The sequence below is a fragment of the Streptosporangium album genome (assembly GCF_014203795.1).
GTDB lineage: Bacteria > Actinomycetota > Actinomycetes > Streptosporangiales > Streptosporangiaceae > Streptosporangium > Streptosporangium album.
In genome coordinates this window covers 433,062-458,129 of the sequence record NZ_JACHJU010000005.1, presented here as the reverse complement: position 1 = coordinate 458,129, position 25,068 = coordinate 433,062, and the positions used below count along the sequence as shown (strand labels likewise).

Below are 25,068 nucleotides of genomic sequence, written 5' to 3'. Positions count from 1 at the left end.
TCCCTCCCTGACACGACGACCGAGCACACCCAGGCTAGTGCTGTTCAAGCCTGACCAGCATCCCCGGCAGCTCTCCCCGGTGTGTCACGGTCAGCCGCCGCGTCGCGCGGGTGATCGCCACGTACAGGTCATGACCGCCCATCGGGGTCTGGGCCAGGATCTCCCCGGGTTCGACGACCACCACGGCGTCGAACTCCAGTCCCTTGGAGGCGGTGACGGTCAGGACCGCGACGGGGGAGTCCAGGATGTCGTCGTGGCGGGGGAAGAGCGCGGCGATCCCGTGGTGCCGGGCGTCGGGGACGATGACGGCCAGGCGGCCCTCACCGATCTCCGCGAGGTCGGCCGCGACCAGGGCGGTCAGCCCGGCCGGCAGGTCGGGGGAGTCGGGGTCGAGGAGCACGGCCCGCGGCGGGGCCCCGCCGTCGCGGACCGATTCGGGAAGCGGGGTGCCGGGCGCGACGGCGGCGAGCACGTCGGCGGCCACCTTCATGATCTCCGCCGGGGTGCGGTAGTTGACCAGCAGGTCCTCCTGCCGCCAGCGGCCCCTGACATAGGGGTCGAGCATCTGCCCCCAGGAGCGGGCCCCGGCGGCCGACCCGGTCTGGGCGATGTCGCCCACGACCGTCAGCGAGCGTGACGGGATCCGGCGCATCACGGTCCGCCATGCCATCGCCGACAGTTCCTGCGCCTCGTCCACGATGACGTGCCCGTAGGCCCAGCGCCGGTCGGCTCCGGCCCGCTGAGCGGTGGTCGTGGCCGGCGCGGGTGCCTCGTGGCGTCCGGCCAGCGCGGTGGCCTGCATCATCTCCTCCTCCAGCAGACCGGTGAACTCCAGAACGCCCAATGCGTACCGCTCCGCGTCCTGGCGCTCCTGTTCGGCGAGTTCCCCGGCAGCCGTGTCGTCGATCTCCTCTTCACCCAGAAGCTCGGCGGCCTCGTCCAGCAGGGGGACGTCACCGACCGTCCACGGCCCGCCGTACGGCCTCAGCAGGGTCTCCCGTTCGGCCGGCGACAGGCCGGGGGCGGCCGAGGCGACCGCTCCGGCGTCGGCGAACAGGTCCGCGATGAGGCGTTCGGGGGTGAGCGGCGGCCACAGCCCGTCCAGCGCCTCGCGCACGGACGGCTGGGACCACAGCACCTTGCGGGCGTAGCGGATGTCTTCGGTGTCCATCGGACGGTCCAGCTGGGCGGCTTCGTCCAGGGCCAGCGCCCGGAGCAGGTCCAGCAAAAACAGCTTGCGGGCCACGTTGTGCGGGTGGCGGGCGGCCCTGGCCCGGTCCCGGGCGGCCACGCAGGCGGCGTGGTCGGCCCGCAGCGTCATCCGCTCGACCACGACCTCCACTCCCGCGCGCAGCGAGGTCCGCACCACGATCGAGACCTCCAGGTCGCCGGCGGGGACCCGCTGGCGGTCGCGGAGGGCGGCGGCGACCACCTCGGCCATGCGCAGGTCGCCCTTGACCACGGCGGCGGGCGGGTCGTCGACGGCGGTGGCGCGCACGCCGGGATACAGCTCACCGACGGCTGAGAGCACCACGTCGCTCTCACCGAGGGAGGGCAGCACCTGGCCGATGTAGCGCGAGAACGTCGCGTTGGGCCCCACCACCAGCACGCCGCGCCGTTCCAGGGTGGCGCGGTGGGCGTACAGCAGGAAAGCCGCCCGGTGCAGGGCTGCGACGGTCTTGCCCGTTCCGGGACCGCCCTGCACCACCAAGGTGCCGGGCAGGCCGGAGCGGATCACCCGGTCCTGCTCGGTCTGTATGGTGGCCACCACCTCGCTCATCCGCCCGGTACGGCCACGCCGCAGGGCCGCCAGGAGCGCGGCCTCGCCTACCAGCGCGCGACGGTCGCCCTCGCTGAGGCGCTCCAGATCGAACACCTCGTCATCGAGGTCGACCACGGTGCGGTGACGGGTGTGCAGGTGGCGGCGGCGCACCAGCGAGCCGGGGTTACCGGGGGTGGCGGTGTAGAAGGGGCGGGCGGCCGGGGCGCGCCAGTCGGTCAGGAGGATGTCGTGGTCGGCGCCGCGCAGGCCGATCCGGCCGATGTAACGGGTGTCGCCGTCGGTGTCGTCGACCCTGCCGAAGCACAGGCCGTGCTCGACCCCGGACAGCTGCGCCAGGTGGCGCGCGCTCTCCCCTGCGGAGACCTCCCGCTCGAACCTGGCCTGGTGGAGTCCACCGGCCTCACCGTCTGCGTGTATCCGGGCAAGTGCGGCCTTGGTCTGTTCTCGGACGGTGTCGAGCCGGTCGTAGAGGGTGGTGAGGCGGGACTGCTCGGCCCGTAGTGCCTTGGTGCGGGCGGATTCGGTTTGACGAAGCTCCATACCTTTGGTAGACTCCTATTTAATGCGATTTTACTAAACGTTGAGCCGATTGAGCGTAGCGCTCTCGCCTCTCCGTGTCATTGCCGATCGAGTCCCATGGCCCCGTTCTGCCGATATGACAGCGCTGTTGCACTTTGAGGCGATGGCGCCGAGGATCTGGAAGAACATTCTGCCCATGGCGGTGGAGGTGTCGATGTCCTGGTCGAGTACCACCAGGTCGACGTCGCGTTCCTGCAGCTGCTTGGACAGCTCGATCAAGTTCTCCAGGGAGCGGCCGAGCCGGTCCGGCTTGGTGACGACGATCTGATCCCCTTCGCGGGCGACCATGAGCGCTTTGCCGAGCTCGGGGCGGCGGGCGAGCTTGCCGCTCGCCTTGTCGGTGAAGACCTTCTCGCAGCCGGCCGCGCGGAGGGCGTCCTGTTGGGCTTCCGGACGCTGATCGCATGTGCTGACCCTGGCGACTCCGATGCGCATGGCGGGTGAGCGTATCGGAATCGGGGGTGTGCGTGACATAGGTGCGTACATGGGGGATCGCCGGGATACGAGCGAAAGGGGCAATGAGCTCCCGAAGCTGCTGGTCAGGCGTCGTTGTCGGCGAGGGCGCGGTAGAGCGAGGCGACTGAGGGGTGCTGGCCGGCGTTCTTGCCGGTTTTGATGGTCAGTTTTTTCACGATGTCGGGCATCGGGGTGCCTTTCTCGCATAGTGCGCGGGCGAAGAGCACGTCGTCCTCGTCGATCACCTTGGGTCGGCCGCCGTGGTTGCCGCGTGTGGCGGCGGCTTGCTGGCCTTCGAGGGTTTTCTCGCGGATGTAGTCGCGGTCGAGCTGGGCGGTGACGGCGAGTACGGCGAAGAGCATGGGGCCCATGCCGTGCGGGTCGTAGATCCCGGTCAGGGGTCCGGTGAGCAGCTCCAGTTGCACCCCGCCGCCTTGTAGCAGGGAGGAGAGGGTCATCAGCTCGGCGGCGTTGCGGGCGAGGCGTTTCATCTCGTGCACGGTGAGGACGACCGGCTGGTCCGGGGCGGCGGTCTTGATCTCGTGGGCGAGGGTGAGTGCTTTCTCCAGTTCGGGGCGGATCTTGATGCGGGTGCTGATCTTCTCGGAGAAAACCCGTGTGCAGTGCGCGGCCGCGAGGGCGTCGAGCTGGCTTTGCAGTTCCTGGGTGGCGGTGGAGCAGCGGGCGTAGCCGATCCGGATCGGCGTCCCGTTCGTTTCCGGCTTCGCCGGGGCGACATCGGGGCCCTGTGTCCACTTCTTGCCCGGTCCGCGGTAGGCGGGGACGGGCGCGGTGAGTTCGTCCCGTAGCGAGGGCACGAGGATGAACCGTGCGGTGTGGTACTTCGCGGCGGTCTTCCCGGCGCGGGTGCGGCAGGCGCTGCCGGCGGGGACGTCGCATTGCGGGGTCCCGGTAGTAATGAAGAAATTTCCAACGAAGTTGCCTCTGACCTGCGGTGAACCTGGACCCCTATGACTAAGGTCTCGATTCGCTTACGGGTCCCGGTAGTAATCGCGGAAAATCCAACAGATGTGCCCCTGACCTGCTCTGATGTGAGGGCACCGCAGGTTGGTGTGCCGGTTGGTGGGTGCGGTGGGCCGGGCCGAGGATGCTGCTGACCTTGCCCGAGGGCTCCACGTCGACGCTGGTCAGCGATATCCGTTGGATTTTCCGCGATTACTACCGAGACCCCTTCAGGAGGCCCGGAGGGCCTCGGTGGGCTGCATGCGTGCGGCGCGGAGTGCGGGGAGCAGGCCGGCGACGGCGCCGATGGCGATGGCCGCACCGAGTCCGCCTGCCCAGGCGAGCGGCGGAACCACCGTGGCCCAGCCTTTGACGTTGGCGTAGATGGCCGTGGCGATCGTTCCCATCGCCACCCCGGCGGCGCCGCCGATTGCGGCGAGCAGGATCGCCTCGGCCAGGAACTGCAGGCGGATGTTGCCCTTGGTGGCGCCGAGCGCGCGCCGGAGCCCGATCTCGGAGCGGCGTTCGAGCACCGAGATGACCATGGTGTTGGCGACGCCGATGCCGCCGACGAGCAGGGCCACCGCGCCGAGCCCGAGGAAGAGGCCGTTCAGCGCGGACTGGACCGCGACGCGGGCCACCAGAGCGGCCGAGGGCCGGCTGACGCTGACCTCGTTGGCGTTCTTCGGGTTGGCTGTTGCGGCCAGCACCTTTTGGACGTCTTGGACCTGGTCGGTCTGGGCCCGCACGTAGATGGTGGACGGGTGGCCGTCGAAGTGCAGGTACTTCTGCGCGGCCGGGTAGCCGACCAGCACCGAGGAGTCGATCTCGGGCGTCAGGGTTGCGGGATTGAGGATCCCCGCGACATAGAACCACTGCCCGCCGACCCAGACGCGCATCCCCGAGTGGATCCGGGCGATGCCCAGCCGGGTGGCGGCGGCCGAACCGAGCACGGCGACCGGCTGCTCGGCGGTGGCGGCGTTGAGGTAGCTGCCCTGGGCGACGGTCGTGCGCACCGCGGCGGGCAGGTCCAGGCTCGCGGCGTTGACCGTAAGGGCATTGGTGTTGATGCTCGGGATGTACGGGCTGCGAAAGGCGTTAGCCTTGGTCTTGCCGGTGTGCTGGACCGTTTCGACCGGGCCGATCCGAGCGATCATCCCCGGAGCGCCGAACGGGAGCTTGGCGCCCCCGCCGCCCAGGATCTGGCCCGGGCTGACCGTCAGCAGGTTGGTGCCCAGCTTGTCGATCTCGGCCAGCAGTCCCGCCTGGGAGGAGGCGGACAGCCCCATCACCGCCACCATCGCCGCGACGCCGATGGCGATGCCCAGCGCCGACAGTGCGGCCCGCATCCGCCTGGTGCGCAGCCCCGCAACAGCGGTCCGGGCCAGGTCGGCCGGATGCAGCCGGCCGAGAGCCGTGGTGGTCATGGCAGGTGCCTTCCGGTGGGCAGAGGCTGCTCCGCCGCGGTGACGTCGGCGACGATACGGCCGTCGAGGACCTCGATGCGGCGCGGCAGTCGTGCGGCCAGTTCACGGTCGTGGGTGATCATGATGATGGTGGCGCCCTCGGCGTTGAGTTCCTTGAGCAGCTTGAAGATCGCAGCTCCGGAGACGCTGTCGAGGTTGCCGGTGGGCTCGTCGGCCAGCACGATCGCCGGATTGCTGACCAGGGCCCGAGCGATCGCGACCCGCTGCCGCTCGCCCCCCGACAGCTGCGGCGGACGGTGGTCGAGCCGGTGGCCGAGCCCGACCCGGGCCAGCGCCGCAGCCGCGGCCCGTATCCGCGCACCGTGCCTGACCCCCGAATACAGCATCCCGTCGGCGACGTTCTCCAGGGCGGTGGCGTGCTCGGCCAGGAAGAACTGCTGGAATACGAACCCGATCCGGGTCGCCCGCAACCGCGCCAGCGCCCGGTCCGACATCTTGGCGACGTCGTCCCCGACGATCCGGACCGTCCCCGAGGTGGGACGGTCCAGGGTGCCCATCACCTGCAGCAGCGTCGATTTGCCCGAACCCGACGGGCCCACGATCGCCACCAACTCACCCCAGCGGATGGTGAAGCCTGCCTTGTCCAGCGCCACCACCGGGGAAGCTCCGGGGTAGATCTTGGTCACCTCGTCCAACTGCAGGACCGGCTCACCGGTGTGCCGGCCACCGGCCACGCTTGTTTCCGCGTCCACGCCGGTCATGAGGCCGGCACCACGACGTTCTGGCCGGCCGCCAGCCCCTCACCGGTGACCTCGACCATGCCCGCGCTGTCGTCGAACAGCCCCGTCTCCACCGGGATCAGCCGGTGCGCGCCGCCGGCCTCGACGACCTCCGCGGCGTACCCGCCGCCGGCCAGCGCCAGCAGCGCGTTCACCGGCACCGACAGCACGTCCTTCACCGTCTCGGACACGATGGACACCTGCACCGGCGCCTGATCGAGCCGGCCGGTCGCCTTCGGCTTGGACGGTCTGATCTGCACCTCGACGGTCGTGCTGTCGTCCGCCTTCGTCGCCACTTTCCCCACCGACGACACCACGCCCGGGGTGGTCCTGCCGTTGGGCAGCGAGATGGTCACCTTGTCACCGACCGCGACGTCGGACTGCTGGCTCGCGCTCAGCGCGACAGTGACCTGCCGGGCCGTCGAAGAGGCCTGCAGAACCACGGATCCGGGCGCCACCGAGCCACCGCGTACCGCGCTGACCTTGGTGACCCTGATCTGTTCGGCCGGCAGGAACACCGCCTGCCCGAGCGGCAGTTGCCCGGTCTCGGCCAGGCCCACGTCATCCTGCAGCTCGGTGAGTGCGTAGTAGGTCTGTCGGCCGAAGTAGTTCGAATCGGGGTCGATCTCGTCCTTGGTGGCATATCCGAGGGTGACGAGCGCGGCGTTCAGTTGTTTGACGTCGACACCCTCCATCCCCCACGACAGATCCCGGTAGGCCGACGTGTAGGCACCCCGCAGCAGGATCACCGGCTTGCCGTCCACCCGATACAGCGCCTTGCCCTGACCGACCGTCTGGCCGATCGCCGGCAGCTTGGTGACCGTGCCACTGGCCTTGTTGACCACCTGGTAGTCACCCGCATAGCCCAGCGTCCCGTTCTCCAGGGTCCGAGCCGACAGAGCTCCCTTGGTCACCTGCGCCAGCCCGGTGGCAGCGGTGCTTTCGACCGGCGCCGTCTTGGTCTGGGCGCCGAACGGATCCGTGAGGGCGATCCCCGCACCTGCCAAGGCCAGGACCGCCACGACGACCGCTGCCACCTGTCCGCGCCGCCGTCGGCGCTTCCCACCGGACGGGCTGACCTCCGCGTCTCCCATCGAGATCCGCGGAGCATTCACGGCCCGCTCCCGGGACCCGTCCTCGCGATGTTCTGCGGCTGGTACTTCGCGCAGACGGCCTCCGCCTTCTTGAACTGCGGCGATTGGGGGTCGACAGGGCCACCCTCTTTGAATTTGAATCCGCCTTGCGCATCGGGGTCCGGGAACTTCGGCACGCCGTTGTCACGCATGCACTGGGCGTATTTGAGCTTCTCCGCCGAGGGCCACGTCTGCTCCCCGTCCCTCTTCTCCTGGTCGGGCCCCATGAAGTGCCTGCACTTGTCCTCCGTCTTCTTGAACTCCGGGGAGTTGGGGTCGACCCCGGGCGGCAGGCCGAGGCCGCCTCCGGGCTGCGGGTCCGGGAAGTCGGGCATGCCGTTCTCGCGCATGCACTTGGCATAGGCCAGAATGTCGGCCTTCCCCTGGGCGGCCTGCGTGGCGGCGGAGGTCGAACCACCCCCGGGTGTCACGGACGCCACGGTCCTGCCCGGTTCGTCGCCGCTGGAGCAGGCCCCGGAGACCAGCGCAACGGTCGTCAGCAGGACGGCCATCGCGCTGGTCCGGCACACGCGCCTTGTCCGGAAGATGATGGCTTCCATCTCGTTCTCCATCTGTGAGCGAGCACCGGCTTCGGTGCGTGTGGTCTTGGTTGTGGTCATGTCGAACAGGCCTGGGTGGAGGTGTTGCGATTCACACGAGTCCTGGGCGGTCACGGAGGCCGCGACGCCGGCCAAGCTCGATGATCAGCTAGCCGGGCACGCCTTCACCGACCTGATCCTCCGGCGATCAGGAGCCGTTGACGGAGCACGCCGGTCGCTGGGGCGAGACGCGTGGTGCCTCCCCAGCAACCAGGCGGTGGCCTGCCCGCTCCCCGAGGACCGTGGGGTCAGGTCCGGAAGTCTGCGGTCAGGCGCAGTTGGCTCACCGTCAGCCGGTTTCTACGACGCCGCGGGAACACCGTCGCAGCCATGATCGATTCGGCCCGTGGTGAAGTACGTCACCAGCTTGGCGGCGCAGCCCTGCTCCTTCAGGACCGACCCGTGCACGTCGTCGTTGACAGTGAAAACCGTGCCGCCGATGGCGGATTTCATCTGGGTCGTCCACTCGTAGGGGGTTCCGGCTTCGTAGCGGTGTCCGGACAGCACCAGCGACCCTCCGGTACGGTGTACCGGCATTTTTTGCACCGGCAGCGGCCAACCGGCGCATTCGACGAAGAACCTGCTGGCCCGGCCGGTCACCGGGTTCTGCTCAAGGAGCCGCTGGTACGCGGCCCAGGCGGCGGAGAAGCCGATCCGGCTGGGGTCCTCGTTGCAGGCGACCGCCTGTCTCATCGTCGCGTTTTGAACTTCCGGTGAGCCGGGCACCATGCCGATCGAGCCTCTGTCGAGGATCTCCTTGACGGTGGGCGGCGCGATAGAACCGGTCGCGGCTTGCAGCTCCTTGAGCGCCTTGCCGACCTGCAGCCACTCCGGCGAGTCCTGCATGGCCAGCCTGGCGACCACCGCACCGTCGACGGCCATCCTCAAATCGGTGAACTTCTTCGGGTTCGCGTCGTACTTCTGGCGGAGTTCCAGAACCGCGGCCCGCACCTGCTTCTGGGTGATACCGAGGCCGTAGGTGTCGTGGTGCAGCGCGATCCATGCCGACATGCGCGAGAAGTTGCGCTCGGCAGCCGCGGCGGTGGCCACCACAAAATCGTCCACGCTGTACCGCGGACTCACCACGCTGTCCAAGAACATGCGATTCACCTTGCCGGGGAAGGAACTGCGATAGACCACTCCGAGCCGGGTGCCCCAGGACACGCCGAGGAAGTTCCACTTCTTCTCGCCCAGTGCGATCCGCACTCGATCAAGGTCGCGGGCCACGTTCACCGTGGTGAGCTGACCGAGGAAGGCGGGATCGGACCGCCCGCAGGCGTTGTTCTTGGCCACGTCGCGGTCATAGATGAGCTTGGCCGCCTCCTCGGTCAGCGGCCCCGGCTCGCCCTCACCCGGGCCCGGGGGCGGCTCGCCCTCACCCGGGCCCGGCCCCGGCTCGCCCCCGCCCGGGCCCGGCCCCGGCTCGCCCTCACCCGGGCCCGGCCCCGGCTCGCCCCCGCCCGGGCCCGAGGGCAGGCAGTCGATCTTGGTGCTGTAGCCGACGCCGCGAGGATCGAAGCCGATCAGGTCGTACCGGTCGTTGAGCCGCGCGGCCGCCTTGTTGCGCATGGTGGTGTCGATGGGCATGAGGTATCCGCTACCACCCGGCCCGCCCGGATTGAGCGCGATACTGCCTAGCCGGCGCGCCCGGTCCGCGGCCTTGAGCCGGGTGACCGCGACGGTGATCTGCCGGCCGTCCGGCTTGCGGTAGTCCAGCGGAACGCCGACCGTTCCACACTCCGTACGGCTCATCAGGGCGCGGAACTCCGACATCCGCTGGTCGGTGATGCCGCGGGCCCGCAGCACATCGTCGGAGTAGGCAGGACAGGCCTGCCACTTGACCTCCGACTTGGTATTTCCTGCCGCCGTCGCGGCAGGCGAACCGGCGACCAGCGATGCCAGCGCGATGGTGACCACGGCTACCGTCGAGGTGGCCCGTCGGCCCACCGCCCGGTCCGCCGGGGGTTCATATTGATTCATGTGATCACCCTGCTGCCGGCCGCGCCGTACCCGCGTCTGCCTCCGGGCACACGGTCACATCTGTCTTGAGATGTATCCCGGCCCCGCAGAATCTGCCTTGCGATGGACGCGGCGGCATCCGGTCGAGCCGTAGGCTCGCATGGTCATGACACAGCAGCTGGCCGTCACCCTCCGTATCTGGTCGCACCGACCCGTGTTGCAGGACGCGGCACCGGCGTTCGCGATACTCACGATCTGCGCACTGGTGAACGACCCGAACGCCATCGTGCGGCAGATGGCCGGCAACCCAGCCGATGATGGGCAGATCGTGCTCTGGTGGGTCGCGACCACGTTCGCCGTAGCCGGCGTAGCGCTCCGTCGGCGCCGGCCGTTGCCGATGCTCGCCGTCTGCACGCTATCCGCCGTGACGCACGTGGCCCAGGCCATGCCCCTCATGATCGTTGATCTGGGCGTGCCGATCCTGCTGTGCACCGTCGCCGCCCGCTACGGCCGGGCCGTTTCACTCGCGGCACTGGCCGGCCTGCTGCTGCTCGCCACGGGCTGGAGCCTGTACTACGCGCTCGCCACGAGTCCAGCACGCGGGCTCCCGGAAGCGTTCCACGCGGCGACCACCCTTCCGGTAGGTCCGGTCACCGCCCCGCCGGCCGGGGCCGAAGGGGTCCGCATGGTCGGCCGGCAGGCGTGGAACGCCTGGAGCGGCCTTCCCGTGCTCGGATCCGCCCTGGTCGCCTCCTGGGCTATCGGCTCCGGCTCGCGCAGCCGCCGGGCGTACCTCGACGAGCTGCACGCGCATGCTCAGGATCTCGAACGGGAACGGGACCAGCAGGCGGTCCTCGCGGTGGCCGCCGAGCGCGGGCGGATCAGCCGGGAGTTGCACGACGTCGTTGCGCACGGCTTGTCGGTGATGGTGATCCAGGCACAGGGCGGCGCCGCCGCGCTGGACAACAGGCCCGCCGACACCCGGACCGCGCTGGAGGCGATCGTCAAAACCGGACGCGACTCCCTCGCCGACATGCGCAGAGTGCTCGCCGCGGTGGGCGAGGTGGACGACGCGTGGCACCCGCAGCCCAGGCTCGCGCAACTGTCCACGCTGCTCACCCAGGTGAGAAGGGCAGGCACGCCGGTCCGGCTGCACGTCGAAGGCACCCCCACGGCACTGCCGTCGACCGTTGACCTATCGGCGTATCGCATCGTGCAGGAGGCGCTGACGAACACGATGAAACACGCCGGTACGGGTGCGAAGGCGGACGTGGTCCTCTCGTACGGCGAAGCGGAGGTCGGCATCGAGGTCAGCGACGACGGGCAGGGCCTGGCCGGGAACGATGGCGGCGGCAACGGGCTGCGGGGCATGCGTGAGCGCGTAAGGTTGCTCGATGGCCGACTCGCCACCGGGCCCGGGCCCCGCAGCGGGTTCGTCGTTCGGGCGGCTCTTCCGATCCAAGGACGCGATGCATGATCCGCATACTCCTCGCCGATGACCAGGCGCTGGTTCGCACCGGCTTCCGTATGATCCTGGAAAACGCGGAGGACATGCAGGTGGTCGGTGAGGCAGGTAACGGCGCTGAGGCCGCGGCGATAGCGCTCGAACTGCAGCCGCACATCGTACTGATGGATGTCCGGATGCCCGAGGTCGATGGCGTCGACGCGACCCGCCTCATCTGCGCCCGCGGCGACGTCGGCCGGACCCGGGTGCTGATCCTGACGACCTTCGACCTCGACGAGTACGTCTACGCCGCGCTCCAGGCCGGCGCGAGCGGCTTCCTACTCAAGGACACACTCGCGCCCGACCTGCTCTCGGCCATCCGCATGGTGGCGCGCGGCGACGCGGTCGTGGCGCCGAGCGCGACCCGCCGGCTCCTCGAACGGTACGTCGGCACCGCGTCCGCACAGGTTACGTCCACCGCCGACCTGAACGTCCTGACCGAACGCGAACGCGAGGTGCTGGGGCTCATCGCCCGCGGCCTGTCAAACGCCGAGATCGCCGGACGCCTCTACCTGTCCGAGGGCACCGTCAAGACACACGTCAGCCGGGTACTGTCCAAGCTCGGCCTGCGTGACCGCGTACAGGCCGTCGTCCACGCCTACGAATGCGGTCTGGTGCGTGCCGGAACCGCCGAGCGACCATAAATCCGCAAGGACGAGTGGCTGAGGCGATTTGGGTTCGCCATTCACACCACGGCAAACCAGCAGGTGAGTCGGCGGCGGGAATCTCACCCGCCGCCGCTCTCAGAGAGCGTCTGATGAGTGAAGTTCGCTGTTGATCGTCGGTTATGCGTCTCGCCAGGCTTGGGTGGTTTCGCCGGTCAGGCGTCGGGTGAGCAGATCGATCGAGGCGATGCGGATCATGGCAGCGGCATGGTCGGTGCGGGTCTCGTAATCTCGAGCAAGTCGGCGATGGAGCATGAGCCAGCCCAAGGTCCGCTCAACAACCCATCGGCGCTTGACTACGTGGAAGCCGGGCTTATCGGAGCGGCGGGGGACGACCTCGACATCGATACCCAGTCTGGCGCCGTGCTCGACGGCGGCGTTCTTGAACCCGGTATCGACCCAGGCTTTGCTGAGCGTTGGGTAGGTGGTGTGGGCCTGGGTGAGCAGGGTCTTGCCGATGGCGTTGTCGGAGACGCAGGCCGCCGTCACCATGACGGCGAGAATCAGACCGAGGGTGTCGGTCAGGATGCCCCGCTTCCTCCCGACGATCTTCTTCCCGGCGTCGATTCCTTGGGTTGCCACGGGCACGTTCATGGAGGTCTTCACGCTCTGGCTGTCGATCACGCAGGCGGTCGGCTCGGCAGCGCGACCCTCCTTGGCGCGGACCAACCCGGTCAACTCGATGCCGAGCCGGTCGAAGATGCCCTCTTTGGTCCAGGTGGAGAAGTAGGAGTAGACCGTGCCGTGGGGTGGGAAGTCATGGGGCAGGTATTTCCAGGCGATGCCCGTACGATTGACGTAGAGGATCGCGTCCATGACATCGCGCAGGCTGGTGGTCGGGTCGGCGACGATCCCCGCCTGCCGGCGGGCCTCCAGCCGCTTGACGCGCCAGGCGGTGAGGGTCGGCTCGATCAGCGCCCAGCGGGCGTCGGACAGGTCAGACGGGTAGGGGCGGCGTGGGGTCACCCTACCGTGGTAGCCGATCTCGGGGAGAAGGCAAGCACCGCAGGATCGGGCGCGTCCATCCAACCCCGAGATCAGACGGAAACCAGGACAGATATCGGGGCAATCTCTCGCCATGCTGAGGGTGCAGCCGCCCTCCAAAGGCCGTGATCCACACGATCCGCCCCTACCGCTCCGGAAGCTGTCAAACTGATTGAGACATCAGGCTACTTGCGGTGTTTGTACTGAGGTCTCGGTCTGGAGGGTCGTGGATGGCTTGTTGATCCACACTCGGGTGGGCAGCGGCGGCGGGCAGGGCCGACGACCGCGGAACCGCTCGGGGTGGGCCAGGAAGGCCGCGTTCAAGGTGGCGACCCGTTTGGCGTGGATCTCGGCCGCGGAGCCGTCGTGCACGGACGCCGGGGTGTGCATTCCGATACCGGAATGGCGGTGTTCGTTATTGTAATATCGGAAGAACTGGCCGCAAAAGACGTTGGCATCTTCGATGGACCCGAACGTTCCAGGAAACGCGGGACAATATTTGAGCGTCTTGAACTGCGCTTCCGAGTACGGGTTGTCGTTGGACACGCGCGGCCGTGAATGGGACTGATCGATCCCCAGCAACGCGAGCAGGCCGGAGACGGTATTCGACGTCATCGACGTGCCGCGGTCGGCGTGAATCGCGCCCGGGGCAATCCCACCATTGGCCTCAATGGCGTGCTCGATGAACTCTCTGGCAAGGGTTCCTGTTTCCGTCGGACAGATCTCCCACCAGACGGTTTTACGGGAGAAGATATCGATGATGACGTACAGGAGATAGTAGACGCCGCGCGAAGGTCCTTTCAGTTTCGTGATATCCCAGGACCACACCTGGTTCGGCCCGTCGGCTTCCAGTTCGGGTTTCTTCTTCGCCGGATGGACGGCCTGGGCGCGGCGCTCGCCGGAGGAGCCGCGTTCGCGAAGGAGCCGGTACATGGTGGCCTGCGAGCACAGGTAGGTGCCCTCATCCAGCAGGATCGCCCACACCTGGCCCGGGGACCGGTCGACGAACCGGGGCGAGTCCAGCACCGCCAGCACGTGCGCGCGTTCTTCCTGCGACAACTCGGCCGGATGATGAAACGGCGTGCGCTCACGCGCCACGCGCGGCCGGGGATGGCGTTTCCGATACACGCCGGCGCGGGATCTCCCGAGGATCCGGCACGCGTGCTGCGTGCCGACGGCGGCTTCCAGGCCGGGGAAATACTCATCGAGGGCCTGGTTCAGCTCTCGTCGGAGTCCGCGCTGCTTGAGATGTTCTCCAGCAGCGCGAATGCTTTTCCCGCGATGTCCAGCGCTGTCCTGGTCTTTCCGAGTTCACCGGCGAGTTTGTCGTTTCGCGCCGCGAGTTTGGCCGCGTCCGCCTTGAGCTTCTTGTTCTCGGCCCGCAGCCGGGCCAACTCCTCCGATTCGGCGTCCTTCTTCGGTTTACCGGTCGACGCGGCCAGGGTTCCGTTGTCTTGCTGCTTGCGCCAGTGCTCGATATGCGAGTGGTACAGCTTCTCGGTGCGCAGCAGGGCACCGCGTTCGGGGCTGCCCTCGGGCAGCGCGTCGTAGGCCGCGAGGATCCGCGTCTTGTAGGCCGCGGTGAACGTCCGGCGCACCGGCCGGCTCGGCCGCTTATCGGTCACGTGACCATTTTGCCCCGTCATGGCGGCCTGATCAGCGAAGGTCATCGTCACTGAGTCATTGTCAGCAACCGGCGTTCACGCTGGGTGACAGCTGCTTGTGAGCTTGCTCCCGGTGGAAGAGGACGAGCGCCGCGGCGACGATACCGCCGATCTTCCAAGGGCACTTGCTGACGTTCCGCAGTGCCTTGAACCGCATCTTGAGCTGGGCGTTCGCTCGTTCGGCGAGGGCTCGGAGCGCACCGTGGACCTTGTTGTACTGGATCTGATCGTCGGTGAGTGTGCCACCCCGAGACCTCTTGTACGGCAGGCGAAACCCCATACCCGCATCGACGTAGCCGAGGTCGGCCAACGTGATCAGCCCGTCCTCGGCGGCCTTGGCCAGCGGGTCGAGGAGGCCGTGCAGGCGGGCACAGGTGAGATCGTGTTCACGACCGGGCCGTACCTCAGAAGTCCACAGCGGGTCGCCGCCGGGGCTGGACAGGACCTGAATGTTGCCGCCGTGCTGCTTGTGTTTTCCACTCCACCACAGGTCGGCGCCGTTCGGGCCCAGGGCGCGGCAGCGGTCGGTTTCGATCAGCGTGCCATCCAGATGCAGGCGGGTGTAGCCGGCGGCCTTCGCCGCCGTGAGCGCCTCCTGTAGCGTCGGCGCCTGGGCCTTCAATACGGTGACCCCTTCTTCGACGTACCGATCACAGGTCGCGTGCGAGATGGCGTTATCGGCGGCCGGCCGGGCGATCCGAGCGCCGTCCACCAGCCAGCGGATGATCAGAACGGCCTGCTTGAACTCGCCCAGCGCCCGAGTGCCCGCGCGGGTGCGGCGCCGTACCCGCTCGGCGCGCAACAGCCCGGCCAGAAACAGCACAACCTCGCGCGGCATGTCCAACTCGGCTGTGTAGGTGATACTGGAGGTCACGTGAAGCCCTTGTGTGCGGTGCGGTGGATCCTTCGACAAGACCCACCCCTACCAGGGGCTTCACGCTTTTCTCTACTTGATCACTCCCACGCCCGCCGTGATCGGCTACACACGGTCATCGACCGTTGCTGACAACGTCTCAATAATCCCGCGTATTTTTCCGGTCTCAGAGGGGCAAGAAGGGGCTCGGTGAACACCCGACAAAGGCGGTGCGGAAAATGTCGGGTGATCGGGACCGGTGTCGCCGCACGATGGGGGCATGGATGACACGACCTTGGTATCCCGCTTCCTCCGCGACGGCTTCGTGAAGTTGGAGGGCGCCGTCGCGCCGCGCGTGGCCGCGGACTGCGCGCGGCTGCTGTGGCGAGAGACGGGCTGCGACCCGGACGATCCAGCGACGTGGACGCAGCCCGTGCACTGGGTGGCCGGCATGGCGCAGGGGCCGTTCGCCGCCGCACCCAACTCCCCGTTCCTGCAGCGCGCGTACGACCTGCTCGTCGGCGCGGGATGCTGGGAGCCGCGCTACTCGCTGGGCACGTTCCCACTGCGCTTCCCGCACGAGGAGGAGCCGGACGACGCGGGCTGGCACATCGAGGGGAGCTATCTGCCGGAGGGCGAGAGCTGGTACTTCACAAATCTGCGCTCCCGGGGCCGGGCGCTGCTGATGCTGTTCCTGTTCAGCGAGGTCGGTGAGGAGGACGCCCCGACCCGGATCCGGGTCGGCTCACACCTCGACGTGCCGAAGGTGCTGGAGAAGTACGGGGAGGACGGGGCGAGCGGGCTGGCCCTTGCGCCCGATCTGGTGGCGGCGTCCGACCACCGGCCACTCGCCCTCGCCACCGGGTCCCCGGGCGACGTCTTCCTGTGCCATCCATTCCTGGTGCACGCGGCGCAACCGCACCATGGGGTGCGGCCGCGCTTCATGGCCCAGCCGCCGCTGATGCCGGCCGCGCCGTACGAACTGGAGCGGGCCGACGGCGCGTACTCACCCGTGGAGATCGCGATCCGTCGGGGCCTGGGACAGGACACCCCCGGTCCGGACGGGGACGACACCGACTGCAGCGCCGGGTAGACATGCTTCATCCGTTCCTAGAACTGGGCGGAGAACCAGTGCCCGGGCAGCGGCACGTCCGGCAGCGCCGCGCCAGCCGTTATCGACCATCGGGCGAGTGCTGTCCACAACACACCAGCCTCACGACGACATGCCGGACAAGATCACGCGAAGAGACCGAACACCGTCACCCGAAGAACGGGGAGATCCACAGAGCAGGTCTCACCAACTCCCCGAGTACCAACGGCCGAAATCAAGGAACGCCACCAATGTCGGGTCCGCATGGTGGGCGGTGCCTAGCGTGGTGGTCGTCGAGAGGAAGGAGACCGGGCATGCTGGAGCGGCTGAACCATGCTATGGAGCACATCGAGTGCCATCTCGACCAGGCCGTCGAGGTGGAGGAGCTGGCACACATCGCGGCCACCTCGGAGTACCACCTGCGTCGGATGTTCTCCGCGCTCGCGGGCATACCGCTGTCGGAGTACATCCGGCGCCGTCGGCTCACCCTCGCGGGCGCCGAAGTACTCGCGGGGCGTGAGACGCTGCTGGAGATCGCGGTGCGCTATGGCTACAGCTCCGGCGAGGCGTTCGCGCGGGCGTTCCGTGCCATGCACGGCATCGGACCGGGCGAGGCCCGGCGTACCGGCGCCGCGCTCAGCTCCCAGTCCCGGATGGCCTTCCGCCTCACCGTTGAAGGGAGTAGCAGTATGCGATACCGCGTTGTGGACAAGGCGGACTTCACCGTCGTCGGGCTCAAGACCCGGGTACCGCTGGTGCATGCGGGGCCGAACCAGGCGATCATGGACTTTGTCCGCGGGATCGACCCGCAGGCCCTGGAGCGCCTGGAGAAACTGTCGGACCAGGAGCCGCACGGCATCGTCGCGGTCTGCGACGACCTGGACCCCAGCCGCGCCGAGGGCACCGAACTCGACTACTATCAGGGCGTGATCACCTCCGTGGCCGCTCCGGAGGGCACGACCACGTTGGCCGTCCCGGCCGGCACCTGGGCGGTCTTCACCACCTCCGGGCCAGCGCCGCAGGCCATCCAGGAGCTGTGGCGGGACGTGTTCACCGAGTGGTTCCCGTCGAACCCGTACCGCACCCGCACCGGCCCTGAGATCCTGCGCACCCGCCTGTCGCTGGAGAAGACCGAGGCCGACGCCGAACTGTGGCTCCCGGTGGAGCCCGAGCACGGCTGAACAAAGCGGCAAGCCCCCCGGGGCAGGCGTGTGTAAGCGCTTCGGTTGGCCTGAAAGGCCAACCGAAGCGCTCAGTCACATCGAGTGATCTTGAGCGAGCTGTGCCTTCTTGCGCTGGAGGTAGAGCTGGGTGCGGCAGGCGGCTGAGCACGTCAGACGTATTTGGTTCATGCGTCCTGGCTTCAGGGGGCCTGAGCATGCAGCGCAGGTTGTCGGTTATTGCCTGGGTGGGGCGGCGGGGTCCGGTGATGGCAGAGGGGACTCGCCTCTGTCGATCCGGCGGCGTATGTAGGCCGCATGGCTGCAGCGTTTTGAGCACCAGCGTTGTCCGCTGCCGCGTCAGAGAGGGGCCTCACATGCTTCGCAGGTCGGTTCCGGGATGGCCAGTGCCTCGACTTGTTCACGCTGACGTTGCCGGTAGCCCTTCTGACGGCAGCTCGCTGAGCACCATCGGCGGGTTTCGGGGGTCGAAGTGCAGCGGAACGAAAACGTACGCTAAGCCCGTTCATGCAGGTCAGCCGTCGCGCGTGAGCACAGGGCGGCTGAGGTCCTTGGCATACATTCCCGTTCCATCGCACACCGCCGGCGCATCCTAGGAAAGGCGCCTGTGGCCACCACGGTGCACCCCTCGGACCAGCCGCTGCCCTGCGGTTCCGTGACGGCCGTCACCCGCGCAGTCCGGGTCGCGGAGGCTTAACGTACGTTTTCGTTCCGCTGCACTCCGAGGGCCGAGGACCAGGGCGACGGCCAGCTGCTGCCTGGAGTGTAGCGATCCCATGCCATCTTCTTCGGATCAGGTGCAGAGGCGAGCCACACCGATTGTCGGTGAGGATCAATAGGCTGCGGCCCATGATCGAGAACAGGTTAGGTCCGGCCCGTATCGGGGCACCCGCATGAACCCCGTGCAGGAGGTGCTCGACCGCATCGAGACCGGCTCCGTCGCGAGCCTCGTAGCGCTGCTGGACGGCCTCGGCGACGATGACAAACGTGCGGTGGCTCGGCACTTGCCCGCTCATCTGAGCGAACGCGGGCGCGCCGGGTTCGAGGCCGAACGGCGGGTCGGGGAACTGGCGCCCCTCTACCGCCTGGCCGGGGCCGCCTGCCTGAGCGGGGCGGAACAGGTGGCGTCCTGGCTCAACCGGCGGGAACTGCGCTGGGTGGAGTCGGAGGCCGACGCCACACGCGTCATGTCCGTGCTCGGGAACCGGCCGGCGGAGTGGCTCCGCGACCTGGCCGTCCGCCTGGTGCGGCGGCTGCGGCCGACCACCGGTTCGACGTGGCGGCGCGTGCAGGCGCTGGGAAACTGGGACCTGGCCGCCGCGCTGGTGATCGAGACGGACGCCGAGCCGCCGGAGAACGACGCGTTCGTGTCCGGGTGGGTGTTGCGGACGGCCGAGCGGCAACGGATGAACGGAGGAGCCCCGGTGCTCGCCGACGATCGGCTGCTCGATCACATGCTGCCGCGCCTGTTCCAGGCACAGGGCGTGGCGGACGGGCTGGACTGGAACCGTTGGGCGGACAGCCACACCATCATCGGCGAGCTGGTCGCGCTGGCCGGGACGGGCCGCGTGCCGCGCCAGGCGCTGCTCGACGGCTGCGCAAGCCGGTTCCTGGCCGGAGGCGATGCGGCTGAGGCCGGTCCCTTCATCGCGCTGTGGCGGGAGCTGAAGCCGGAGGTGGCCGAGATCCCGGTGGTCGACTTCGTACGGCTGCTGCCGTCAGCGTCCTCGCCCGTCGTGCAGCTCGCGCTGGAGGAGCTGCATCGGGCGGAGTCCGCGGGAGCGCTCGACGATGAGCTGTTCGCCGAGGCGGTCCAGGCGCTGGCGTACCGGCCGGAGAAGAAGAACATGGCGGCCGCGGTCAAGTGGATCGCCGACGCGCCCCCGTCCAAGGGCGGCGTCGCGCTGGCCGCCCTGGCGGCCGTGTTCGATGTGGACACGCCCAGCCTGCGCGAACGTGCGGTACGGATCGCGGTCAAGCTCGCCCCGCACACCGCCGAACCCGCCAGGGAGGCGATCCGCGAGGCGGCCACCCGGCTGCCCACCGACCTGCGCGAGCGGTTGGCCGCCGTCTTCGGCCCGGTGGACGAAGTCCAGCCGGAGCCCGTGGCCGCTCCCACGCTGAGCGCGACGCCGCTGCCCGCCCTAGCCCCGCCCATCGCCTCGGTGACGGAACTGGCCGCCGAGCTGGACATGCCGCTCTGGCCGGCGGATCCCCTGCGGTTCGAGCGCATCCTCGCCGCCATGGTCGGGCTGACCCACCAGGACCGTGACGCCGTCGCGGCGGGGCTGCAGTCCTGGTGGCGGACGAACTGGCGGCACCCGTTCGAGGCGAGAACCTACGTGTACGGCGTCGCCGGCTTCGACGAGGACGTCGCTTCCCTGCTGTCTCGCTGCGCGCTGGCCATCGTGTCGCCCGCGAACGGCCGCGAGCTGACCGCAATGCTGAACAACGACAGCAGCCGCTGGCCGAGCTTCGAGCCCGCCCCGCAGCAATTCGTCCAGCGGCGTTTCCGTGAGGTCATGTCCCTGTTTGAACGGGGTGAGACGATCCCCGTTCTGTTGGCCACGCCGACCTCGCCCACCGGGCACGTCGACGCCGCCACCCTGGTCGCGCGCATGGAGCGGCTGGACGAGATCGAACCGCTCGAGTCCGACTTCCTACAGGCGTTGCTGCGGTTGCCGCGCCAGATCGATCCGGAGCTGGTCGTGCGGGCGGAGAAACTGCCGTCGGAGGCGGGCCGGCGGCTGGCTGCCTGCCTGCGCGACGGCGGGCTGCCTGACCCCGTCGTGACCTGGGAGCTCGAGGCGTTCGACCGCCCGGCGACCTACCACGAGTCGCTGCAGGAGGCGCATGCCCGGCTCGCACCGCCTGAGGGCGTTTCCGGGCGGCTCGCCGAGCTCTGGACGCTGGCCCCCAAGACCGGCTATCCCGCCTTCTCCCGGAACATGGTGTGGTGGCCGCCCATCATGCCGTCCCATCGGGAGGCCGTGGCCGCGCACGTACTCGAGTGCCTGCCATGGGTCATGGACAGCACTGATGGCCAGGTGGAGGTCGTGGCCGCCCTGGCGCACAACGACGGCCCGGTGGGCATCGCGACCGCGAGCACGATCGTCATCGGCATGGGGCATCAGCTCCCTGCCCAGCGGGCCTTGGCCGCTGATGCGATCACCACGCTGGCCGCGTACGGGGAGCTGCCCGCGGCCGACCTCGGCCGGGCCGTGGGCCACATGGTCCGCGGCGAGCAGGTCAAGCTCAACCGGATCACCGGCATCCTCGACGAGGTTACGGAGGCCGGGGCGCACGCCGAGGTGTGGACGGCCCTGGCGCAGGCGGTGCCGCTGCTGCTGCCCGGGCACGGTGAGAAGGCCAGGGCGGGGCTGGGCGAGCTCCTCAAGGTCGCCGCGCGGGCGGCGGTGCGCGCTGGGGCGCGGGGCGACATACCGGGGCTGGCGGAGCTGGCCGCACGCAAGGGCTCGAGCCTGCTGGTCCACGAGGCGCGGCGTCTGTACGAGGTGATCTCTGCCTGAGACGCCGCCCCGCTCTGACGAGTTCGCCGAGACGCTGTCGGGCGCGCTCGGACTGCACGGCGAGCCCGCGGTGTGGCAGTAGCCCGAGGACGCCGAGCCTCCGCACTGCCCACCGGACTACCTGGTGTTCGATCTGTCCGATCTGCCCGAGCTGGACAGTGATGTGGTGGCGTTCTTGTGGGAGAGCGGCACGGGCTGGGCCTTCACCCTGGACCCTTTCCGGGGAGCCCACATTGTGGCGACGCTCAAGACGGCCTACACCTGGCAGCCGCTGAAGCTGGGGGAGCCCGCCGGCTCTGGCGCCTTTCTCGCGGCGGCCGCCGCATCCTGGGGCGCGCATCCCTGTAGCCCGCGGATCGAGGTCCAGTGGGACCGGCAGAACCGTTCGAGCCGATGGTGGAGGCGCTCATCGCCGCTGGCGCCCGCTGCATCGGCGGCCGGTTCTTCGAGGTGCGACCGCCGCTGTCCCACCAGCAGGTCACCGCCCTGCATCGCCTGGCCCACCTGGACCCTGGCACCAGTGTCACCGTCGATCCACCCGGATCCGAGCTCTGGCACGCCGACCCCACCGCCCCCGACCACCACGCGGCTTCGACACCCATGCCTGGTGGCGCTGGCAACATGACGGCGCGAATCCCGACGAGCAGCCACCCTGCGGAAGCTAGTCGGGCTCGCCAGGTCGATCCGGCTCCGCCCTCCGCCTTGGCCGCGGTCTCTGTTCAGAAGTGCGGGCAGGGATTCTGTTTGGGTGTAGCTCGTTTTCAGGGGCCTGTTGACCTGGGAGGTTGAAGGTCTGCTCGCCGTGGGCGGGATCGTCTTCTACCGTGCGAGGTGGAGGCGATCGCGATGGGCTCGTTGCTGGAGGAACTGGTTCGGCGGGAGGCGGCGGCCAGGGAACGGGCCGAGGCGATCCGGGAGCAGATCGAGCACTTGGGCCAGCGGCCGGCGGCCGAGGAGGAACTGCTGTCCCGGCTGGTGATCACGCGGGAGACGGTGGTGGAGATCCTGGGCCAAGCGGCCGGCCCGGTAGAGCAGCCGCCCGGCACCGTCGTTGTGGACGGTCCGGACCGCGTGGAGGCGGTGGAGGCGGTGGAGGTGGTGGTCTCGAGTTCGGGAACCTCGCCGATCGGGGTGTTGACGGTGCCGCGGTGGCGGGTGGGCATGGGCGTATCGGTGTTGCCGCGGGCGTATCAGGATGTGCTGGAGGTGCTGGTCGATGCCGGTGGCGCGATGCGGGCCAAAAAGATCGTGGCGGCGGTGGGGCTGCCGGTCCAGGCGGCCAAGGTCGAGGGCCTGCGCTCGAAGCTGAAGCGGATGGTCGAGCGGGGCCGGCTGAGTGAGGAGGCCCCGGGGCTGTTTTCGGTGACCGAGCAGGTGGCCGCCCAGCTCACCCGATAGATGGGGGTGACATCACCGCGTCGTTACCGGCGGGGTGATTGCCGGCGGGGCTCTTCCGCCGTCAGGTTCGAGGGTGCGACCCTGCCCGAACCGGCCGGAGGAAGAGCCCGTGATGGAACCGTACGACATCGCCGTGCCGGCTGACTGCTTTGCGCCTGCGCAGAACACCTTCAACTGTCTGATCGGACAGTTCGCCGACCCCGCGACCGCGGCGTTCACCCATGACCTGCTGGAGGAGATGCTCGCCGAGCGGGGCCGTGAGCTGCTGCGCCGGCTGCTGCAGGCCCACCTGGAGCTGCGGGCCGAGCGCGAGCACCAGACGGCGATCGTGTCCCGGTGCGGGCCGGTGATCGGCAAACGGCAGATCGAGGAGGCGGTGGTGGCCGCTGCAGCCGATATCGACGTCTTCTATCGGCAGCGGATTCCGCTGCCGCGCACCGCCGAAGAGGTGCTGGTGGTGGTGTCGGTGGACGGCAAGGGCGCGGACGGCACGGCCATCGGCCGCTGCGACCCGGACCCAAGGCCCGCGGTAAGTGGCTGTGCGGGTCGGTGTCCGCCGACCCCGACGAGGTGATCGGATCGGTGTTCGACCAGGCCGAGGCCCGCGACCCGGCCCATGTGCGGACCTGGGTGGTGCTGGTCGACGGCGCCCGCCATCAGCTCGACCTCGTTCATGCCGAGGCCGAGCGCCGCGGTGTGCGGATCAACGTCGTCATCGATGTGATCCATGTGATGGAGTATCCGTGGAAGGCGGCGTGGTGCCTGCACACGGGCGGTGATCCGGCCGCTGAGGACTGGGTCGCCACTCATGGGCTCGCCGTGCTGGCCGGTCACGTCGAGGACGCTGTGGTGGCCATCGACGCTCAGGCCGGCGCCGTCGGCCTGGCCCGCGATCGCCGCGGTGGCGTGGATGCGGCCGTCCGTTATCTGCGGGGCAACGCCGCGTTCTTACGCTACGACGAGGCGTTGGCATCCGGTTGGCCGATCGCCACCGGCGTCATCGAGGGAGCCTGCCGCCATCTGATCGGAGATCGCCTCGATATCACCGGTGCCCGGTGGGGCCTGCCCGGGGCCGAGGCCGTCCTCACGCTCCGAGCTGTGGTCGCGAACGGCGACTTCGATGCCTACTGGCGTTTCCATCTCGCTCAGGAGCACCGCCGGGTTCACCAGACCCGCTACCAGGACGAACTCAACCTCACTGCTTGATCAGCCCAGTCCCTGAGAAAGAGCTACACCCATCAGCAACTGCCGGGCCTCGCCCCTCTTGGCCCGCTCGATGAGCGCCTCATCCGTCTCGGACTTCGCCCGAGGCTCCCGCGCCGACACAGCCTGGTCGAACAGGGCCACCACCTCATCGAGCTGATCGACCGCGGCCTGGGCCACGAACGCCGGCAGGATCGGGAACTTACGCTCCCTGCGCCGCTCCAACCCCTGATTGGTCGAGCGGCGCGCGACCTGGGCCAGGAACCGGCGCCGCTCGTTCGGCAGCACCGACACATCCATCTGGTGAGCGTCGATCGCCCGCAGCCAGGCCAGCTTGTCGATCGCGTTCTTCACCCAGGTCACCGAAGCGTCCCAGGCCGGGGCCACCAGCCACTCCAGCCGGGTCATCCCCAGCCCCGCATCCACCACCAGCATCCGCTCCAGGTCGGCGCGGACCTCCTCCGTCAGCAAGTGCCCCACCAACTACGAGGTCAGACCGGCGCCGCCCTTGCGCGCCGTGCCGACCATCTTGGCCAAGACCAGGGCACCGGGCCGGATCACCTTGGCCGCCACCAGATACTCGCGCGCCAGGTTGAACAGCAGCATCGGCGAATCATGCTCCATCGCCCGATCCAGCAGGAACTGCTCCAACTCCTTCATCGCCCGGCCCTCTGCGGGAGCGGTCTTCCACTCCAGATACTTGGCGACCTGCGCCAGATGATCCGAACGGGCCTGCGCACGTTGCCCGTATAACGACAACGCCACCGACGACACGCCCAGCCGCTCCGCGACCCAGGCCACCGCCACCGGCGGCGCCAAGGCCACATCATCGGGCACGAACCCGAGCCACGGCAGCGCACAGAGCTGGACCAGCATGCCCAACTGATCCACGGAGCGCCGCCCACGACCTGGATCGACAAACGCCACATCAGCCGACGTCGGCGTGAAATACCAAATCAACTCATCGCTGCTGATCTCCGGGAACGAGCACAGCTGCTCCAACCGCTCCTCGGAGAACATCTTCTCTGACAACGCACCACCCCACATGCCGTACCGGACAAAACCGGAACGAACGTAGCGGCAGTGATCACCAACCGCCACAGGCGGTCAAACACCTCCATTACCGCAGGTCAGAGGCTACTTCGCTGAAAATTTCTTCATTACTACCGGGACCTCAGATAACCCGGGCCTCCGACAACCCCGGGGTGGCTCACTGGACTCCCGAAGGCACGGCGAAGCACAGCTTGTGAAGCTCGCGAGGGCGTTCAGCGTGATCTGGCGTGGGACCCCGGGCGTTCGCGCCCGGGAGGAAACGACA

21 protein-coding genes and 1 pseudogene are annotated in these 25,068 nt (G+C 68.7%); 7 read left to right on the top strand and 15 right to left on the bottom strand.

The annotated features are described in order from the left end of the window. Nucleotides 1-34 precede the first annotated feature (34 nt). The 8 genes from FHR32_RS38630 to FHR32_RS38595 all read right to left on the bottom strand — a co-directional run bounded on the left by FHR32_RS38630 (nt 35) and on the right by FHR32_RS38595 (nt 9,699). The gene (locus tag FHR32_RS38630) at nt 35-2,323 is read right to left on the bottom strand and encodes a HelD family protein (RefSeq protein ID WP_184759398.1); all 2,289 of its coding nucleotides are present in this window, start codon (nt 2,321-2,323) and stop codon (nt 35-37) included. Nucleotides 2,324-2,356: 33 nt separating this feature from the next. Further along, complete coding sequence (locus FHR32_RS38625; protein WP_184759397.1) at nt 2,357-2,797, bottom strand: recombinase family protein; 441 nt, start codon at nt 2,795-2,797, stop codon at nt 2,357-2,359. A gap of 104 nt (nt 2,798-2,901) precedes the next feature. After that, complete coding sequence (locus FHR32_RS38620; RefSeq protein WP_425584249.1) at nt 2,902-3,738, bottom strand: recombinase family protein; 837 nt, start codon at nt 3,736-3,738, stop codon at nt 2,902-2,904. Between the two features lie 273 nt (nt 3,739-4,011). Continuing rightward, nucleotides 4,012-5,208, bottom strand: coding sequence for an ABC transporter permease (locus tag FHR32_RS38615; protein WP_184759395.1), 1,197 nt, complete (start codon nt 5,206-5,208; stop codon nt 4,012-4,014). Then, nucleotides 5,205-5,960, bottom strand: coding sequence for an ABC transporter ATP-binding protein (locus FHR32_RS38610; RefSeq protein ID WP_312882898.1), 756 nt, complete (start codon nt 5,958-5,960; stop codon nt 5,205-5,207). Before FHR32_RS38610 ends, FHR32_RS38615 begins: the two co-directional genes overlap by 4 nt. A gap of 5 nt (nt 5,961-5,965) precedes the next feature. Beyond that, nucleotides 5,966-7,102, bottom strand: a complete 1,137-nt coding sequence (locus FHR32_RS47010; RefSeq protein WP_184759393.1) for an efflux RND transporter periplasmic adaptor subunit — start codon at nt 7,100-7,102, stop codon at nt 5,966-5,968. Further along, entirely contained in the window at nt 7,099-7,680 is a 582-nt protein-coding gene (locus FHR32_RS38600; RefSeq protein WP_184759392.1) for a hypothetical protein, read from the bottom strand. Before FHR32_RS38600 ends, FHR32_RS47010 begins: the two co-directional genes overlap by 4 nt. Nucleotides 7,681-8,019: 339 nt before the next feature. Next, on the bottom strand, nt 8,020-9,699 hold the full coding sequence (locus tag FHR32_RS38595) for an alpha/beta fold hydrolase (protein WP_184759391.1): 1,680 nt from the start codon (nt 9,697-9,699) through the stop codon (nt 8,020-8,022). 145 nt (nt 9,700-9,844) lie between these two features. Between FHR32_RS38595 and FHR32_RS38590 the strand changes: the two genes are divergently transcribed. Continuing rightward, nucleotides 9,845-11,155 (top strand): sensor histidine kinase, encoded by a 1,311-nt coding sequence (locus FHR32_RS38590; protein WP_184759390.1) that lies wholly within the window; start codon nt 9,845-9,847, stop codon nt 11,153-11,155. Next, nucleotides 11,152-11,826 (top strand): response regulator, encoded by a 675-nt coding sequence (locus tag FHR32_RS38585; protein ID WP_184759389.1) that lies wholly within the window; start codon nt 11,152-11,154, stop codon nt 11,824-11,826. Before FHR32_RS38590 ends, FHR32_RS38585 begins: the two co-directional genes overlap by 4 nt. Before the next feature lie 141 nt (nt 11,827-11,967). Here FHR32_RS38585 and FHR32_RS38580 read toward each other — a convergent pair whose 3' ends face one another. From FHR32_RS38580 to FHR32_RS38565, 4 genes are all read right to left on the bottom strand, one after another. Next, the gene (locus tag FHR32_RS38580) at nt 11,968-12,813 is read right to left on the bottom strand and encodes an IS5 family transposase (protein WP_184759388.1); all 846 of its coding nucleotides are present in this window, start codon (nt 12,811-12,813) and stop codon (nt 11,968-11,970) included. A gap of 198 nt (nt 12,814-13,011) precedes the next feature. Next, nucleotides 13,012-14,019, bottom strand: coding sequence for an IS3 family transposase (locus tag FHR32_RS38575; protein ID WP_184759504.1), 1,008 nt, complete (start codon nt 14,017-14,019; stop codon nt 13,012-13,014). 29 nt (nt 14,020-14,048) lie between these two features. Further along, nucleotides 14,049-14,456 carry a transposase gene (locus tag FHR32_RS38570; protein WP_184754033.1) on the bottom strand — a complete coding sequence of 136 codons (408 nt, stop codon included), beginning with the start codon at nt 14,454-14,456 and terminating at the stop codon, nt 14,049-14,051. Nucleotides 14,457-14,517: 61 nt separating this feature from the next. After that, a complete protein-coding gene (locus FHR32_RS38565; protein ID WP_184756530.1) occupies nt 14,518-15,333 on the bottom strand; it encodes an HARBI1 family protein in 816 nt (271 codons plus the stop codon). A gap of 295 nt (nt 15,334-15,628) precedes the next feature. Between FHR32_RS38565 and FHR32_RS38560 the strand changes: the two genes are divergently transcribed. The 3 genes from FHR32_RS38560 (at nt 15,629) to FHR32_RS38550 (ending at nt 21,149) form a co-directional block, all read left to right on the top strand. Beyond that, nucleotides 15,629-16,441 carry a phytanoyl-CoA dioxygenase family protein gene (locus FHR32_RS38560; protein WP_184759387.1) on the top strand — a complete coding sequence of 271 codons (813 nt, stop codon included), beginning with the start codon at nt 15,629-15,631 and terminating at the stop codon, nt 16,439-16,441. 311 nt (nt 16,442-16,752) lie between these two features. Next, nucleotides 16,753-17,619, top strand: a complete 867-nt coding sequence (locus FHR32_RS38555) for an AraC family transcriptional regulator (protein ID WP_184759386.1) — start codon at nt 16,753-16,755, stop codon at nt 17,617-17,619. Nucleotides 17,620-18,512: 893 nt separating this feature from the next. After that, nucleotides 18,513-21,149, top strand: coding sequence for a DUF7825 domain-containing protein (locus tag FHR32_RS38550; protein ID WP_184759385.1), 2,637 nt, complete (start codon nt 18,513-18,515; stop codon nt 21,147-21,149). 255 nt (nt 21,150-21,404) lie between these two features. On the opposite strand, the gene FHR32_RS38545 is transcribed toward FHR32_RS38550, so the two are convergent. Then, entirely contained in the window at nt 21,405-21,707 is a 303-nt protein-coding gene (locus FHR32_RS38545) for a hypothetical protein (protein ID WP_184759384.1), read from the bottom strand. A gap of 273 nt (nt 21,708-21,980) precedes the next feature. On the opposite strand from FHR32_RS38545, the gene FHR32_RS46425 reads away from it, so the two are divergent. Both FHR32_RS46425 and FHR32_RS47565 read left to right on the top strand, forming a co-directional pair. Continuing rightward, nucleotides 21,981-22,547, top strand: coding sequence for a hypothetical protein (locus FHR32_RS46425; protein ID WP_184759383.1), 567 nt, complete (start codon nt 21,981-21,983; stop codon nt 22,545-22,547). 112 nt (nt 22,548-22,659) lie between these two features. Next, a pseudogene (locus FHR32_RS47565) lies at nt 22,660-23,753 on the top strand (hypothetical protein). Here FHR32_RS47565 and FHR32_RS38525 read toward each other — a convergent pair. Both FHR32_RS38525 and FHR32_RS38520 read right to left on the bottom strand, forming a co-directional pair. Further along, nucleotides 23,754-24,221, bottom strand: coding sequence for a hypothetical protein (locus tag FHR32_RS38525; RefSeq protein ID WP_184759380.1), 468 nt, complete (start codon nt 24,219-24,221; stop codon nt 23,754-23,756). It lies immediately after the preceding pseudogene. A gap of 12 nt (nt 24,222-24,233) precedes the next feature. After that, complete coding sequence (locus FHR32_RS38520) at nt 24,234-24,851, bottom strand: DUF4158 domain-containing protein (protein WP_184759379.1); 618 nt, start codon at nt 24,849-24,851, stop codon at nt 24,234-24,236. Nucleotides 24,852-25,068 lie beyond the last annotated feature (217 nt).